The following is a 16,242-nucleotide window of genomic DNA, read 5'->3' as shown; positions in this document are numbered from 1 at the left end:
GAGTCTTTTTAACATAAACTAATTACTTATCAGTTTCAAATAATGCCGCAACAAATGATTTTGCTGAGAATGGGCGTAAATCATCAATCTTTTCACCGACACCAATATAACGAATTGGCACATGGGTACGGCTCGCGATATTAAATAACACACCACCTTTCGCTGTACCATCAAGTTTAGTAATCGTAATACCAGTTAAGCCAACCGCCTCATCAAACAGTTGCACTTGGTTAATTGCATTTTGGCCTGTCCCCGCATCTACAATTAACATAATTTCATGCGGTGCAGTTGCATCGATCTTTTGCATCACACGTTTAACTTTTTTCAACTCTTCCATAAGATTTGATTTATTTTGCAAACGACCTGCTGTATCTGCGATAAGAACATCAATACCCTTTGCACGCGCACTTTCAAAAGCATCAAAGATAACCGATGCACTATCTGCACCATGCCCCTGAGCGACAACTGGAATATCGTTACGTTCACCCCAAATTTGTAGTTGCTCAGTCGCTGCAGCACGGAAAGTATCACCCGCCGCAAGCATGACTTTTTTACCTTCACCTTGTAAACGTTTAGCCAGTTTACCAATGGTCGTCGTTTTACCTACGCCATTTACACCCACCATTAAAATCACATAAGGCGATTTATTTGGATCGATATGTAATGGTTTTACACGTGGCGCAAGTAATGCAACCAACTCTTCTTGTAATGCTTTGTAGAGCGCATGCGAATAAATTAAATCTCCACGCGCAGTTCTTTCAGTAAGATTCGCGATAATAGTTTTGGTCGCATCGACACCAATGTCGGCGATGAGTAGCTGTTCTTCAACTTCTTCTAATAACTCATCATCAATTTCTTTGCCACCAATTAAGATATTGACCATACCATCCGTAAAGCTACGGCGCGTTTTAGTCAAACCATCCTTCATACGACCAAAGAAACCTGTTGACTTGGCTTCTTCTGTAACAGCAGGAACAGATGTTTCTTCCACAACAGCAGATGATGGCGTTTCAACAGTAATTTTAGCAACTGGCTCAATAATGGGAACATCGACAGCAGGTAAACTTGGTAATGTGACATCGTCATCTCCGATATCGGCATTTATCAAGAATTTATTTTGCATATTCGATTGCTGTTGCATGTCGATTCCTTGAGAAAAAAAGCAGCTTTTTTAAAAGATGGTCAGTCTAGCACAAATTGATTTCTTTTTCCTGACTAAGGCAAACTGTTCATTTATAAATAGAAATGAGTCGATTAAAACTTACTCATCTTCTTGTGCCATCGCTGGATACTCTTTGATTCGACTAGATTCAAATTGATAAGCGTTCAAAAGCTTTAAATAATCCTCACGGCGAATCTGAGAATTTTCCAGTATATGTACCGCCATTTGTTGTGTTTTAGGATGACTGGCTTGCTGTGAAAACTGAAGTACTTGTTGATATTGCAAAGGATTGACAGGAAGTTTCAATGCATAAAATGCAAGGATAAAAATAGACAAAATAATGATACTGACCAAAGCATTATAAAATTGGTCAATTTTCAACCCTAATTTGGATTGTAAAAATTTATGTTTAGAAATTATAGACAGCATAATCTACCTCGAATTAGATGTAGTGTATGTGTCTAGCTCGCTTAGGACAAGTGTAGCGTTCAATAATTCACCACTAGTAAGTTTATTGAACGCTCATATGATATTAATCAACTCATCAGCGAACGGACAAAGGCGAAATATAGAATGAATGCAATAATCACGAGTGTCAAAAATATAGCAAACATCCCTACACCACTTTCAGCATCAGCTGGATGTAAATCATCATCATCAGCAATACGTTCCAACTCGCCATTGTAAATATCATAAAACCGATCTTTTTGTTCAGGGCTTAAATGACTTGCGAAATCGTAAACTCTTTTACGCTGTGCTAAACAATAGTCACCTAAGTGAATCTCCTGATGAAAGATTGCCTCATCGAGTAATTTACGGTGATGGTGAGCTAAAGCAATAATTTGGCTTTCTGCTGGCGGTACATCAAAGCTGAAGCCATCAATTACATTTGACATATTATTCTCCTTATCTATTTCTATTATTTTCACTTTGATTTTACTTAAAAATATTTGCGAGAAGTGTTTAATCGTGTAAGCTTACAAATTACATAATGACACGCAATATACTTGACAATTCAAGTAATGTTGTCATAATTATTTCATAATTCAGAGTTATAGTGACTTAAGTTCAAAGTAAAGTATCTTTGAATAGAATCTGAAGTAATCATAATTAAAATAAGGAGTTATATATGATTCAGCATTTTACACAACATGAACTAGAGCATGTGTATGCCAATGCAGTAAATACAATTCAATCGCAAAAAAACTTTCTAGATGCTGTGAAAGAGCTTGAACAAGTAGCTCAAGCAGGTCACGGTAAAGCAGCATTATTTTTAGCGGAACTGTATTATCAAGGTTTTCGAGTAGAACGTGATTCTTTGAAAGCTCAATATTGGCAAAAGTTAGCAACAATGCAAGCATAAGAAAACGTCACTCAGGTGGCGTTTTTTAATACCTCCTTAAAACGTACAACATCACTCCCTCCCAAGGTCTAACTTGCGCTGCATCAAAGCTTTGATTTGCTCAGGTAGTGTTAACTTTAATAAAAAAAATATTTCTAGAGTCTTTCTGAATTGCTTTTATCTGATGCAAAGATTGAATAATCAAGATGATATTTTGACCCAAAAGAATATTTGCTTACGATTTAGATCAATTGTTTAAACATAAATGCCATATAAATTTCTTATAATTAAACATGAGTTTAAATAAAATTAGTTTACGAACATGTATCGTTTTAATAATTTCCAACCAGTATCACGCGAGTTGATGATTAAAATTTCAATTCTAAAAACAATGATGTATTGTGGCGTACTTTGGGGTTTATATCATCAAGGTTGGGCAATCAAGTCCGATCACGATGGTCATGTATTCCCATTTTGGTTGAATGGCGTACAAGCACACCGTTACGCAAAATCAAATTGGAAAAATTATAAACCACGTAAAATTACACCTAAAGATTTTCATGAATCACTATTACCAACCTTAACGCGTTTACAAGTAGAGCCTGCTTTATTTAATTCTTCGCATCGCAAATTCAAACTTTCGACACAACAAATGCAGCATTTCTTTTTTATGCAAGAACCAGTTATGGCGTAATAAATTTGCCCACCAATCATGATGACTTTTTAGACATTCACAAGAGAAAGTTATCATTGTTGTGCATTTAGGACTTTGCAATTAAAAAAAATACCGTTAAGTTAAATGAAAATGACAATACAACAGAGGTAGATAAACAATGACAAGCGTTGCCCAAGTCATCAAAAATAAAGCTGTACAATCAATTTTTACAATTTCGCCAAATGCGACTGTACTTGAAGCAATTAAAATTATGGCGGACAAAGGTGTAGGTGCACTGGTGGTTGCAGAAGATGAAAAAGTGGTTGGAATTTTCTCTGAACGTGACTATACCCGTAAGATCGCCTTGATGGAACGCACCTCAGAAAGCACACTTGTCTCGGACATTATGACATCCAAGGTCATTTCAGTCGGCTTGAACCATACGGTAGAAGAATGTCTACAGCTCATGACCGATCGTCATTTACGTCATTTACCTGTATTGGATCAAGAAAAGTTGGTGGGTTTTATCTCAATTGGTGACTTGGTGAAAGCAGCAATGGAAGATCAACGCGTTCTTATCGAACAACTTCAACAATATATTTCAGGCTAATCGCCGCAAAAAAGGGCAATTCAAATTGCCCTTTTTTATTGTATGACTAATACGTCATTACGCTGCTAAAAAGCCTTGAATTGCAGGTACAAGACGCTTCAACAATTCATCAGCCTGAGCTTGAGTCAGGTTTAATGGTGGTAATAAACGTACTACCGAACCTGCCGTTACATTAATAATCAACTTATATTGATCACGTGCAATAGCAACTAGTTCAGCACAATCTTTTGGTAATTGAACACCAATCATCATACCAAAACCACGCACCTGTACATTTTGATCAATCAATTGAGCTCGTAGTTGATCAACAATATAGGCTCCAACCACGGCTGCATTTTCAACGGCATTTTCATTTTCAAGCGTATCAAGTACAGTGTAAACCACACGTGAGCCAAGTACTGTACCGCCATATGTTGAACCATGGCTGCCTGCACCGAGTAAGCCTACCGCTTTACCCTGTGTCATTACTGCACCAACAGGGAAACCATTTCCTAAACCCTTCGCAGTGGTCATGACATCAGGAATAATGTTCGTATGTTGATAAGCAAAGTATTTACCTGTACGTCCATTCCCTGTTTGAATTTCATCAAGCATCATTAACCAATTATGCTGATTACATAAAGCACGAACTTCCTCGAGGTAACTAAAACCCTGCGGTGCTGTATTGACACCACCTTCACCTTGAATTGGTTCAATCAAGATTGCAACGATATCTGGATGATTGATAGCTGCCTCTTGAATCGCTTCAACATCACCAAATGGCACACGAATAAAGCCTTCAACCAAAGGTGCAAAACCTTCTTGAACTTTTTTATTGCCTGTCGCAGATAAGGTCGCCAAAGTACGACCGTGAAAAGATTGTTCAGCAACAATAATTTTAGGATTGCTAATGCCTTGTTTAGAACCAAATTTACGTGCAATTTTGATCGCACCTTCATTTGACTCAGCGCCACTGTTTGAGAAGAAAATTTCTTCCATTCCAGAAACTTGTGCAAGTTTTTGAGCTGCAGCAGTTTGCCAAGGAATTTCGAATAAGTTACTGGTATGCACTAAAGTTGCAGCTTGCTCAGCAATCGCTTCCGCAATCACTGGGTGTGCATGCCCTAAACCACAAACAGCAATACCTGTTAAGGCATCCAAATATTCCGTACCATCCGCTGTATATAAATACGCCCCTCGTCCTCGTACAAAGCTGATCGCTTGGCGACCATAAGTTGCCATAAGATGTGATGGTTGATCAGGTTGCACAGGAGCAAGAGTGATATTAGTCATAACAAACTCAATCTATCATTAGTTGTGGTGAAAAAAGTTATATAAGCAAAAACTTGAGTAGATTGAAAGCTCAAACTCACATTTATATAAGAAAAATCTTTAGCAATAGCCGCAAAACTGTTTTTCAGTATATAATTTACGAAGATTAGTTGAGGATCTATCTATGACGGAACAAGCGCGTGATACAGTAGCGTTAATTCGTGATCAAATTGCGAAACACCCTGTTTTACTTTACATGAAAGGCACTCCACAATTTCCGCAATGTGGTTTTTCTGCGCGTGCAGTTGAAGCACTTAGCCAAATTGGTCGCCCATTTGCCTATGTAAATATCTTGGAAAATCAAGATATTCGTACAACATTACCTCAAATTGCTAACTGGCCTACTTTCCCACAATTATGGGTAAACGGCGAGCTCATTGGTGGTAGCGATATCATGCTTGAAATGTTCCAAAATGGTGAGTTAAAGCCATTAGTTGAACAGTATAGCCCTGCTCCTGAAGCATAAGCTAAAAAATGAAAGCCAATCAAATGATTGGCTTTTTTATTACAATGAGTTTTAGTTTAAGCTAAAACCAACATACCGAAACATACCTTCCACCCCTAAATCGGCTTTGTAAATTTGCATGTTTGGATAGTCTGCCTGAGTGATCGTCTCATAAATATTCATACTTGGATCTTCATGAATTTCATCAACCGACTGTGGTAGAACTTCTTCAAAACGATCAGCAATAAATTCAAAACCTAAATCCATAGCCATGAATAAAGTATGCTCACACGGCTGAACATACTGTTCTTGTTCGCAATCTAAAACAGCTTGATGACAATATGGACATGCAATGTTTTGAGTCGCATCGATAACGTTTATAAGTTGATATGTCATAATTTTAAAGCATAGAAAATTTGGATTTAGTTTAAAAGAATATGATCTGTGAATCTATCTGAATAACAGGGATTTAAATTATGGCAACACTTGAACAAGCGATTTCACTAGCTGCAAAACAACATGAAGGGCAAGTAGATAAAGCAAATGCCCCTTATATATTGCATCCATTAAGAGTCATGTTAAATGTTCCTACAATTGAACATAAAATTGTGGCCGTTTTACATGATATTTTAGAAGATACAGAAACAACGATTGAAGATTTATACCAATTCGGTTTTCAAGAGCATATCATTGACGCAATCGTCGCACTCACTAAAAAACAAGGAGAAACTCGTCTAGAAGCAGCTCAACGAGCGCGACAAAATCCAATCGCACGTGTTGTTAAATTAGCAGATATCAATGACAATATGGACTTATCTCGCATTCAATCACCAACAGTCAAAGATTTTGAGTGTTTGAAAGAATACCAACAGGTTCGAGATTTATTACTCCAAAATGTTTAATAATCTCTTTTATAATGATTCACCCTAATCACAAAAGCTGGAGTTTATAGCGTAATGCTAACGGATTTAGATGATTTTTATTGCTTTGCCCTTGTTGTCGAACATGGTGGTTTTAGTGCGGCTGAAAGAGCAACTGATATTCCTAAATCCAAATTAAGTCGCAGAGTTTATAATCTCGAAGAACAGCTGGGTGTACGCTTAATTCAACGTAGTTCACGACACTTTGCCGTTACCGATATTGGTATGGATGTTTATCGTCATGCTCAAGTGATGATGAATGCAGCCCAAGCTGCACATGATGTTGTCAATCACTTAAGTAGCGAACCACGCGGTGTAATTAAAGTCAGTGTTCCAGTTGATATTGCACAAAATCAAATGGCGAAAATATTACCGAGCTTTTTAAAGAGGTACCCTGAAGTTCGGGTTCAAATGATGGTAAGCAATCGCAGAATTGATGTAATTAACGAAGGCGTTGATCTCGCCTTACGTGTTCGCTCTAAGCTAGACGATGACCCTAATTTAGTTTTGCGTCAGTTTACAGCAATTGAGCAACGTCTATTTGCTAGTCAAGCTTATTTAAATGAATTCGGTCATTTAACAACGCCAGAACAATTATCTGAGCATCGTATTATCAGTATGTCCGAAGAACATCTAGATCAACACTTTTTATTATTTGGACCTGAAAATCAACAAAAGAAAATTAAAGTAAATCCTGTCATTATGGGTTCGAATTTGTTGATGCTCGCGGAATTGGCAAGTCAAAATTGTGGAATTGCTTTATTACCAGATAGTATTGCACAAGATTTCACAAAATCAGGGCAATTGGTCAAAGTTTTACCTGAATGGACTGCCCCACATGGTATTTTCCATGCCGTTTATCCATCACGTAGAGGTCTATTACCCGCTGTACGAGTCTTTATCGATTATTTAGTAGAACAATTAACAGAATCACCGAATAAAAAAAGAGCTTGAATCATTCAAGCTCTTTTTTAAATACATTATACCGCTGGATAGTGTCCTGTTCCATTTGGCCAAGGTGTTAACAACTCAAAACCATCATCAGTAACAACAATCATATGTTCCCATTGCGCTGATAAGGACTTATCTTGTGTCACCACAGTCCATCCGTCATTCAGTTCTTTCACATGCCGTTTACCAGCATTCACCATCGGTTCAATCGTAAATACCATACCCTTTTTCAAGGTCATGCCCTGTCCTTTTTGACCATAATGCAAAATATTCGGCTGTTCATGATAGATACGACCAATACCATGACCACAATATTCTCGGACAATACTATAACCTTCACGTTGCGCAACAGATTGAATTGCATAACCAATATCACCAAGTGTCGCACCTGGTTTTACCGTATGAATCCCTGCAAGCATGGCTTCATAAGTTGTTTCCACCAGTTTCTTGGCTTCTGGGCTCGGCTCGCCCACAAAATACATGCGGCTGGTATCCCCAAAATAACCATCTTTGATTACAGCAACATCGATATTTAATATATCGCCATCTTGCAAAATTTTCTTTGCGGAAGGAATTGCATGGCACACTTCTTCATTGACTGAAATACATGTCGTCTTGGTAAAACCGTGATATCCCACATTGGCTGGAATCACCTGCAAAGTATTTACGATATAGTCGTTGCAAATATCGTCTAAATATTCAGTTGAAACGCCGGGCTTAATATAATCACCAATCATTTCTAATACTTGTGCCGCTAAACGTCCTGAGATACGTAATTTCTCAATATCTTGCTCAGATTTAATCGTCACAGTAGAAGCTCTCATTCGAGATTTTCCTTATTTAAATATAGGTTAATGCAACATGCAGATTCATTTTTGTACTGCATCTCGTATTTCAACAGTTGTACGCTGTCGTACAAAAATCTTCAATCGTTTTAAGATTGAACGGTTGCTATTATTTTACATTTAATTTCAATCGGCATCATAGTAAAAAAGTATAAAGGGCTATATTTTTTACTTTTAAAATCTTTTCAATAAATTAAGTTTACCAATGCTAATTATATGATTTTAATCATTTCTTATTAGACAAAAATAAACCAAATTTCACATAAAATTAGTTTCAAATGACTACAAATTTGTTCTAGAATCCGCACTTTTATTTTATACCTCCCTTTTATGAACCATCTTCGTACAGGAGATATTATTGCTCTCGGTTTCATGACCTTTGCACTCTTCATTGGTGCTGGCAATATTATTTTCCCCCCTATCGTTGCGCAACAAGCAGGTGAGCATGTTTGGCTCGCTGCTTTTGGATTCTTAATTACCGCAGTCGGTCTACCTGTAATTACCATTATGGCTTTGTCTCGTATGCAAGGCTCTATTGAAATTATCAGCTCGCCACTTGGACGCTTTTTTAGCTTACTCCTCACGATTGTCTGTTATTTGTCTGTTGGACCATTATTTGCCACACCACGTACTGCAACTGTTTCTTATGAAATAGGATTTGCTCCATATTTTGGTACATCAAATAGCAGTCTACTGATTTATAGTGTTATTTATTTTACACTTGTCACTGTGATCTCGCTTTACCCGAATAAATTATTAGATACAGTAGGTCACGTCTTAGCTCCTTTAAAAATTGCTGCTCTAGCGGTTCTTGGTATTGCAGCAATCCTTATCCCTACTGGCTATATTTCTCCACCAATCCATAAGTATGTGACTAGTCCTGTTTCTGAAGGCTTCGTAAACGGCTATTTAACGATGGATACTTTGGGTGCCTTAGTCTTCGGTATTGTGATTATTCAAGCGATTCAGTCTCGTGGGGTGACAGATTCAAAGCTGATCACCAAATATGCGATTATCGCGAGTTTAATTGCTGGTGTAGGTTTAACACTAGTATATATCAGCCTATTTAAACTTGGATTAGGTAGCCATGAAGTTGCGGCGAATGCAGCGAATGGTGCAGTAATTCTGCATGCTTATGTACAACACGCCTTTGGTGATCTAGGTTCGTTGTTTTTAGCTGGTTTGATTTTTCTTGCCTGTATGGTAACTGCAATTGGCCTTACCTGTGCATGTGCAGAATATTTCACTGAATTAACAGGCTTACCGTATAAATTATTAGTTTTTATCTTAATTGGATTTTCATTATTAATTTCTAATTTAGGCTTAACAAAACTAATTGCGTTCTCTGTTCCAGTGTTGAGTGCAATTTATCCACCAGCGATTGTTGTGATTATGATGAGTTTCTTCTGGAAATATTGGAATAAACCTTCAACTGTCGTGAGCTCTGTTACTGCTGTTGCTTTTCTTTTTGGCATTATTGAAGCACTCAAAGCGGCTGGATTCTCTGAACAACTCCCTCAATTCATTAATAATTTACCGTTGAATGAACAGAACCTTGCTTGGTTATTGCCTTCATTGGTCGTACTCGTTATCGCAATTGCTGTAGATCGATTCTCTAGCAGTACTGCTTCTCAAAATTGAAATGATTTGTCGTTAAAATGATGTTTTACCCAAACATAATTTTAGCTATACAAAAAATGTTCTTTTATCCAACTTACATTTTTTGTTTACGACAAATTATTTTTTTATCTTATTTGTATCTACCTCTACCCGTATTATTCACACTGTATTTGATCTGAATCACAAAAACATCTTTTCAGCAACTTTTTCAAATTGTAAAAAACCAATACCACTATTCATAATAAAAATAATCTTAATACACCCAAAAAATGTTTAATCTATATAGAAATCAATACATTCATAAATTTATTTAAAAAATAGTGAAATTAGCTATTGAAATACTAAAAAAATCAAAGTACAACTTTAATCTTAATTCTGACAAAAACGATTAGCTTTTGTCATCACTACTCAAGGAGGGATGGAGATGTTCTCATTACATTTCAACAAGCAAGTCTTCATTGACACTCTAAAGACCAATGATTCCATCGTATATGCAATTACGACATTTGCATTAATGGCGACGCTGTTATTGCAAGGCACTATTAAGGGTAATTTAAAACCTGAATATTTTGCATACGCTTTGATCGTCTCTTTAGCCTTTTGTACGTGGGGGATTATTGATCGAAAGTTTCGACAGATAAGTGCTGAGCGCCAAAAGAATTTTTAATATAAGAAATGGATGAGTAATCATCCATTTTTCTAACTGGTAAATTTTAAGATTGTTCCTAATAGTAATACTGCTGTAGCACCTAATTCGACCATTATTAAACTCAACATTAAAAATGTCATACACCATCTTGGAATCGACCACTGCCCCAACTTATGCGGTTGCTTAAACTGATTCGTTGTATCTTTTAACATTCCATGAATGATATAGACCAAAATTGACATTGAGAAAAAGAATAAATTCGCCACAACGCAAAATAGACTCAAACTATCCGATAAACTTGTAAAATAACTTAATGCAGCCAAGATTAAACTCGCAGCGGCATAAAGCAAACTACTGCGATGTGCAATATCGACATAATAATGTGCACGTGCAAGCTCTGTATTTCTAATTTGATAATACTTCCAAACACCAGTTAGCATCCCTATCCAAAGAAATATTCCACTAAAAATGATCGCCAATTTGGTTGCACTGGTTAAAATTAACATTCCCTTTTCCCCAAATTGTTTTTCCAAAAATAGCTATATTACATAAAATTTGACTTTTAAGTCATTTTTTAAACGAGTTTCTTTTTGGAACTTGTATAAACTGGAAATATGTCTAGACAAGAGTATTTCTCAAATGACTACATTTGAATCATTTTGGATCAGTTGTAAAGATGGTTACCAACTTGCAGCGCAGTATTATCCAGCAAGTGATGCCACTAAACCATTTCCGATTCTAATTTGTCCCGCAACAGGTATTACCAAAGCTTTTTATCACTCATTTGCTGAATGGTTAAATCAACAAGGCTACAAGGTCTTAAGTTTTGACTTTAGAGGAATAGGTCAATCTTTACATGGGGCACTGAAAAATTCGAATGCCAGTATCAATGATTGGGGTTTATTAGATATTCCCGCAGCCATCGAGACCCTCTTAAACCGCGCTCAAGCTGAACAAGTGATTATTTTGGGACATAGTGCCGGTGGTCAATTACTTGGAATCAATCCTAACCATCAACAAGTTGCTAAAGTTGTCGCAATCGCTGGTTCAACAGGTCATGTAAAAGGCTTAAAAGGAAAAACTAAACTTCTTGCTCCATTAATGTTTAATGTCATTTTCCCAATATCCAGTGCTATTAAAGGATACGGTGCAACACAATTTATTGGTATGGGTGAAAATTTACCTAAAAATGTAGCAAAACAATGGGCTGAATTTTGTAGTCAACCTGGTTATGTCATGAATGCAATTGGTAAAAGTATTTTTGCTGATTATCACCAAGAGATTGTCTGTCCGATTACATCAATTTGGGCAAGTGATGATGAAATCGCAACACAGGCAAATGTTAAAGATTTACTCAGACTTTATCCTAATGCTCAAACCAATTTGATTGAATTGAAACCACAACAATATGGTTACAAACAAATTGGACATATGCTGATGTTCAAAAAATCACATCAGAAATTATGGCCCGTATTAGAAAAAGAACTGAGAATGTAATCCCTAAACTCACAGCTTTACCCTTTTGCGCATCTAAATTTGTAATCCTATTTAGATGCGCCTTTTTAATTTACAATTATTTACATAAACTATGAATGACACAACTAAGTAGAAGTTTTTTACAATGAATTATTTTTTAACAATATAAAATTAAATAATAAAACTACATTTGTATTCTTTTTAAGCAAATTAATTAACTAATAATGATTAAATGTGATAAAGAATGTATTTATTCAACTTTTTTAGCAGCACTATGGATTTTAATTTTTAACCAAATGTTAAATTCAAATATATGTATTTAATTTGTTTTTTTGATTATTTTATTTTACAAATGTAATAATTTTAAAGCTATATGACATTTTAGACAGAATCTTTTATAAAAAAGTCACGTCATAATTTGTATTTATTTTCTACAATACATTTGTTCTACAAATAAGCTACAATGCAACACTGTAGAAATACAATTGGGGTAAGATGGATAGGTAAGACCATCATTAATAACAGTTTTATGTAGTTTACATGATGATACCCCTATCCTAAGCAAAGATGGTTATACAACCATTTTTAGGAAGATTTGTTATAAATGGAATGTTAGAAAAATTAGATTTCATCATTTTTCTAGCGTATAAATTGTAGACATTTCATGGAATTTAGGAGTTGCATCTGACAACTCTGTGTAACAAGCATAGGAAATAACTTAATGCCTAAAAAATATGCGCGTTTTTTACCTACATCAGAAACATTTAACTTAGAAGACTTTCCTTATTTCTGGATTTCTCAAGTAAATGCACAGTACGTTCAAAATATCGATAATGTACTTAAGAAGTATGGTTTAGACAACTCTCGCCGTCGTATTTTAATTGCATTGAATGTCAAACCACATGCAAGCGTGTCTGAACTTTCAGACATGGTGATTTCTAAAATGTCTACAACCACGAAAATCGTATATCGCCTTAAAGATGAGGGATATATTGAAACTTATTCATGTAAAGAAGATGGTCGTATTACTCGCGTTTATCTTACTGATAAGGGTACAGAAATGATTACTAAAATTAATGATCTAACCTCTGTAATATTAGAACAATCATTTGATGGATTAACGCCGTTGCAAATTGAAAAGACGATGGAAATTTTAAAACATATGTTTAAAAATCTTGCTCGTTGATTGATAAAATATAAAAAAAGGTTTCTTATTAGAAACCTTTTTTATTTAGAAAAGATCAAACATATTTAACTGGGGTGTTTGTTTTGCTATTTTTGCCTTAGGTACATGTAAACATTCAAACTCTTCGACTGGAAACCCTTGCATAAATTGAATCATTTGATGTGGTTGTTTTAAACTCAACCAATCATCAAGACGATCATGTGGAATGATGACAACTGAGCTTTTTATATCGCCAGGTTCATGAAATTCTTTCATCATCGGATGATCGACTGCGTCCATTGTAAGCATCGCTGCTGAACGAATAATTTGATTATTGATTTTACAAATTTCATAAAGTGCAGCAATAAAAAAGGCTCTGCCATCTTTACGCCTTACACCCCATCGTTGAGGTTTATTTCCAATATATTTACTTTCATAAAACTCAGTGACTGGAATTATACCGAACTTGCATTTATAAGCTGCCTCCTGAAAGCTTGGTTTCTCAAAAATGGTCTCATGTCTAGCATTATAAGCACGTTTAGAGCTGTTAATATCCTCTGCCCATTTCGGCACTAAACCAAATAATACTTCTCTCCACTCCAATCCATGTTCAGATTTAAATAATAACGGTGTTTTATAACTTGGATAAATCTCATCGAGATAGTTAAAAGGAACAAGTGGTAGTTCAAGTTGTTGTAATTGCTCAAGTGTTACTGGTTTGTAGTTAGCACACATAAAATCACAAGCACCTTACTTAATAAAAAAGCCTCCGAGGAGGCTTTTTATTTTAGATGAAATTAATCACCTGTATAACCTTTAAGTTTTAAACGCGCAGCGTGTAACAATGGCTCTGTATAACCAGAAGGTTGCTCAGCACCTTTGAAGATCAAATCAGCGGCAGCTTGGAATGCAATACCATCAAAATTTGGTGCCATTGGTGTATAAAGCGGATCATTGGCATTTTGCTGATCAACAATCACAGCCATACGTTTAAGCACTTCTTCAACTTGTTCTTTCGTTACGATACCGTGACGCAACCAGTTTGCAACATGCTGAGAAGAAATACGTAAAGTTGCACGGTCTTCCATCAAACCAACGTTGTTGATATCTGGAACTTTAGAACATCCAACACCTAAATCAACCCAACGAACAACATAACCTAAGATACCTTGACAGTTATTTTCAAGTTCGTTGTTTAGTTCTTCTGCTGTCCAGTTAGTTTCAGGAGCAAAAGGAGGTGTTAACAAATCATCCAAAGTCAACATATCTTCAGCAGCCAATTCGTCTTGACGTGCTTTTACATTAATTTGATGATAATGCATTGCATGAAGTACAGCACCTGTAGGTGATGGAACCCATGCACAAGAAGCACCCGCATTTGGATGCGCTGTCTTAGTCGCCAACATATCTTTCATGCTATCTGGTTTTGGCCACATGCCTTTACCAATTTGCGCTTTACCTTGTAAACCACAAGCCAAACCAATTGCAACGTTACGATTTTCGTAAGCAGCAATCCATTTCTGAGCTTTAACAGCTTCTTTACGTACCATTGGCGCTGCTTCCATAGACGTATGGATTTCATCACCCGTACGATCCATAAAACCAGTGTTAATGAAAATTGTACGGTCTTTTGCAGCTGCGATACAGTTTTTCAAATTAACTGAAGTACGACGTTCTTCATCCATGATACCGATTTTGAGAGTTTTTGCAGGTAAACCGAGTGCTTGTTCTGCACGCTCAAATAATTCAACTGCAAATGCAACTTCTTCTGGACCATGCATTTTTGGTTTAACGATATACATAGAACCTTTACGAGAGTTCTTATTTTCGTTTTCGCCACGAATATCTGTAATTGTAAGTAATGGAGTAACTAATGCATCCATAATACCTTCAAATACTTCTTGGCCATCTACAAGGATCGCAGGGTTAGTCATTAAATGACCAACGTTACGAAGAAGCATTAATGAACGACCATGTAGCGTTGTAGTACCGCCAATTAAGTTCTGAACTGTACGGTCTTTGTTTAATGCACGAGTAATGGTTTTACCATTTTTCTCAATTGACTCTTGCAAGTCACCCTTCATTAAACCTAACCAGTTACGATAGCCTTCAACTTTCTCTTCTGCATCAACAGCTGCAACTGAGTCTTCTAAATCTTGGATCGTTGTAATAGCAGCTTCTAGAGTTAAATCTTTAACGCCAGCCGCATCAGTTTTACCGATTGGGCTATTTGCATCGATATCAATAATAACGTGCAAGCCATTATTTAATAAAACGATTTCAGTTGGGTTTGCAGCATCGCCATTAAAGCCAACAAATTGAACTTCATGAGCCAAAGAGGTTGTTGAACCATCTTTTAAAGTTACAACTAAACGATTGTGATCAACTGCATATTTAGTTGCATCGGCATGAGAGCCTTGAGCAAGTGGGAATGTTTGATTAAGAAAATCTTTAGCGAAAGCAATTACTTTATCGCCACGGACTGGGTTGTATCCCTTACCTTTCTCTGCACCATTTTCTTCAGAAATTACATCAGTACCGTAAAGTGCATCATATAATGAACCCCAACGTGCATTCGCAGCATTTAAGCAATAGCGTGCATTACGTACTGGCACAACAAGCTGAGGACCAGCTAATAATGCAATTTCTTCATCTACATTTTCAGTCGTTACTTGGAAATCAGCAACTTCTGGTACTAAGTAACCAATCTCAGTTAAAAATGCTTTATACGCATTTAACTCAAATTCATTATTACGATGCCATTCATCAATCTTAGCTTGAATTTCATCACGCTTAGCTAATAGTGCTTTATTCTTTGGGCTAAGATCGACAACGACTTGCTCGAAATTTTTCCAGTAAGTTTCACTGTCTAAACCAGAGCCTGGTAAAGCTTCATTTTCGATGAAATCGTAAAGTTCTTTAGCAATCGCTAGCTTGCCTTGTTGAATACGTACAGTCATTGTCTTTCCTGATGATGCTAACTTTTTATAACAAGAAACCTAGTATACCGATTTATACTAGCCTGAATAGTAATATCACATTGCTAAATAGTAAGCATTTTCTTAGTCTAAGTATTGACAAATATAATTTT

At 36.2% G+C, this 16,242-nt stretch carries 19 protein-coding genes; 10 read left to right on the top strand and 9 right to left on the bottom strand.

Annotated features, from left to right (window positions below):
- Positions 1-22: 22 nt before the first annotated feature.
- From ftsY to CDG55_RS08280, 3 genes are all read right to left on the bottom strand, one after another.
- The gene (ftsY, locus tag CDG55_RS08290; protein WP_087535824.1) at positions 23-1,141 is read right to left on the bottom strand and encodes a signal recognition particle-docking protein FtsY; all 1,119 of its coding nucleotides are present in this window, start codon (positions 1,139-1,141) and stop codon (positions 23-25) included.
- Between the two features lie 120 nt (positions 1,142-1,261).
- Positions 1,262-1,591, bottom strand: coding sequence for a hypothetical protein (locus CDG55_RS08285; protein WP_005160011.1), 330 nt, complete (start codon positions 1,589-1,591; stop codon positions 1,262-1,264).
- A 107-nt stretch (positions 1,592-1,698) separates the two neighbouring features.
- The gene (locus CDG55_RS08280; RefSeq protein WP_087535825.1) at positions 1,699-2,058 is read right to left on the bottom strand and encodes a hypothetical protein; all 360 of its coding nucleotides are present in this window, start codon (positions 2,056-2,058) and stop codon (positions 1,699-1,701) included.
- A gap of 233 nt (positions 2,059-2,291) precedes the next feature.
- On the opposite strand from CDG55_RS08280, the gene CDG55_RS08275 reads away from it, so the two are divergent.
- The 3 genes from CDG55_RS08275 (at position 2,292) to CDG55_RS08265 (ending at position 3,769) form a co-directional block, all read left to right on the top strand.
- A complete protein-coding gene (locus CDG55_RS08275) occupies positions 2,292-2,525 on the top strand; it encodes a hypothetical protein (protein ID WP_004662320.1) in 234 nt (77 codons plus the stop codon).
- 301 nt (positions 2,526-2,826) lie between these two features.
- Positions 2,827-3,198 (top strand): DUF2750 domain-containing protein, encoded by a 372-nt coding sequence (locus CDG55_RS08270; RefSeq protein WP_005160000.1) that lies wholly within the window; start codon positions 2,827-2,829, stop codon positions 3,196-3,198.
- Positions 3,199-3,337: 139 nt separating this feature from the next.
- Complete coding sequence (locus CDG55_RS08265) at positions 3,338-3,769, top strand: CBS domain-containing protein (RefSeq protein ID WP_087535826.1); 432 nt, start codon at positions 3,338-3,340, stop codon at positions 3,767-3,769.
- Between the two features lie 57 nt (positions 3,770-3,826).
- Here CDG55_RS08265 and CDG55_RS08260 read toward each other — a convergent pair whose 3' ends face one another.
- A complete protein-coding gene (locus CDG55_RS08260) occupies positions 3,827-5,041 on the bottom strand; it encodes an aspartate aminotransferase family protein (protein ID WP_087535827.1) in 1,215 nt (404 codons plus the stop codon).
- A 163-nt stretch (positions 5,042-5,204) separates the two neighbouring features.
- On the opposite strand from CDG55_RS08260, the gene grxD reads away from it, so the two are divergent.
- Positions 5,205-5,546 (top strand): Grx4 family monothiol glutaredoxin, encoded by a 342-nt coding sequence (gene grxD / locus CDG55_RS08255; protein ID WP_004662328.1) that lies wholly within the window; start codon positions 5,205-5,207, stop codon positions 5,544-5,546.
- Between the two features lie 51 nt (positions 5,547-5,597).
- Here grxD and CDG55_RS08250 read toward each other — a convergent pair whose 3' ends face one another.
- On the bottom strand, positions 5,598-5,921 hold the full coding sequence (locus CDG55_RS08250; RefSeq protein ID WP_087535828.1) for a hypothetical protein: 324 nt from the start codon (positions 5,919-5,921) through the stop codon (positions 5,598-5,600).
- An 80-nt stretch (positions 5,922-6,001) separates the two neighbouring features.
- Between CDG55_RS08250 and CDG55_RS08245 the strand changes: the two genes are divergently transcribed.
- Entirely contained in the window at positions 6,002-6,427 is a 426-nt protein-coding gene (locus CDG55_RS08245; RefSeq protein WP_087535829.1) for an HD domain-containing protein, read from the top strand.
- A 54-nt stretch (positions 6,428-6,481) separates the two neighbouring features.
- A complete protein-coding gene (locus tag CDG55_RS08240) occupies positions 6,482-7,399 on the top strand; it encodes a LysR family transcriptional regulator (protein WP_087535830.1) in 918 nt (305 codons plus the stop codon).
- A gap of 26 nt (positions 7,400-7,425) precedes the next feature.
- Here CDG55_RS08240 and map read toward each other — a convergent pair whose 3' ends face one another.
- Positions 7,426-8,220: a type I methionyl aminopeptidase gene (gene map, locus CDG55_RS08235; RefSeq protein ID WP_087535831.1), complete on the bottom strand. Its 795-nt coding sequence runs from the start codon at positions 8,218-8,220 to the stop codon at positions 7,426-7,428.
- 351 nt (positions 8,221-8,571) lie between these two features.
- Between map and brnQ the strand changes: the two genes are divergently transcribed.
- Positions 8,572-9,882 (top strand): branched-chain amino acid transport system II carrier protein, encoded by a 1,311-nt coding sequence (gene brnQ / locus CDG55_RS08230; RefSeq protein ID WP_087535832.1) that lies wholly within the window; start codon positions 8,572-8,574, stop codon positions 9,880-9,882.
- 403 nt (positions 9,883-10,285) lie between these two features.
- Positions 10,286-10,528: a hypothetical protein gene (locus CDG55_RS08225; protein ID WP_005159983.1), complete on the top strand. Its 243-nt coding sequence runs from the start codon at positions 10,286-10,288 to the stop codon at positions 10,526-10,528.
- Positions 10,529-10,560: 32 nt separating this feature from the next.
- Here the strand turns inward: CDG55_RS08225 and CDG55_RS08220 are convergent, their stop codons facing one another.
- Positions 10,561-11,016, bottom strand: a complete 456-nt coding sequence (locus CDG55_RS08220) for a hypothetical protein (protein ID WP_087535833.1) — start codon at positions 11,014-11,016, stop codon at positions 10,561-10,563.
- Positions 11,017-11,149: 133 nt separating this feature from the next.
- Between CDG55_RS08220 and CDG55_RS08215 the strand changes: the two genes are divergently transcribed.
- Both CDG55_RS08215 and CDG55_RS08210 read left to right on the top strand, forming a co-directional pair.
- Positions 11,150-12,007 (top strand): alpha/beta fold hydrolase, encoded by an 858-nt coding sequence (locus CDG55_RS08215; RefSeq protein ID WP_087535834.1) that lies wholly within the window; start codon positions 11,150-11,152, stop codon positions 12,005-12,007.
- Positions 12,008-12,707: 700 nt separating this feature from the next.
- Positions 12,708-13,172 (top strand): MarR family winged helix-turn-helix transcriptional regulator, encoded by a 465-nt coding sequence (locus CDG55_RS08210; protein ID WP_004662340.1) that lies wholly within the window; start codon positions 12,708-12,710, stop codon positions 13,170-13,172.
- Positions 13,173-13,217: 45 nt separating this feature from the next.
- Here the strand turns inward: CDG55_RS08210 and CDG55_RS08205 are convergent, their stop codons facing one another.
- Both CDG55_RS08205 and CDG55_RS08200 read right to left on the bottom strand, forming a co-directional pair.
- Entirely contained in the window at positions 13,218-13,886 is a 669-nt protein-coding gene (locus tag CDG55_RS08205) for an SOS response-associated peptidase (protein ID WP_087535835.1), read from the bottom strand.
- Between the two features lie 62 nt (positions 13,887-13,948).
- The gene (locus CDG55_RS08200; RefSeq protein ID WP_087535836.1) at positions 13,949-16,111 is read right to left on the bottom strand and encodes a malate synthase G; all 2,163 of its coding nucleotides are present in this window, start codon (positions 16,109-16,111) and stop codon (positions 13,949-13,951) included.
- Positions 16,112-16,242: the final 131 nt, after the last annotated feature.

Origin of the sequence: Acinetobacter sp. WCHA45, from assembly GCF_002165255.2 — a bacterium.
Classification (GTDB): Bacteria; Pseudomonadota; Gammaproteobacteria; order Pseudomonadales; family Moraxellaceae; genus Acinetobacter.
The sequence above is the reverse complement of the archived record's forward strand: the minus strand, read 5'-3'. Positions and strand labels throughout refer to the sequence as shown.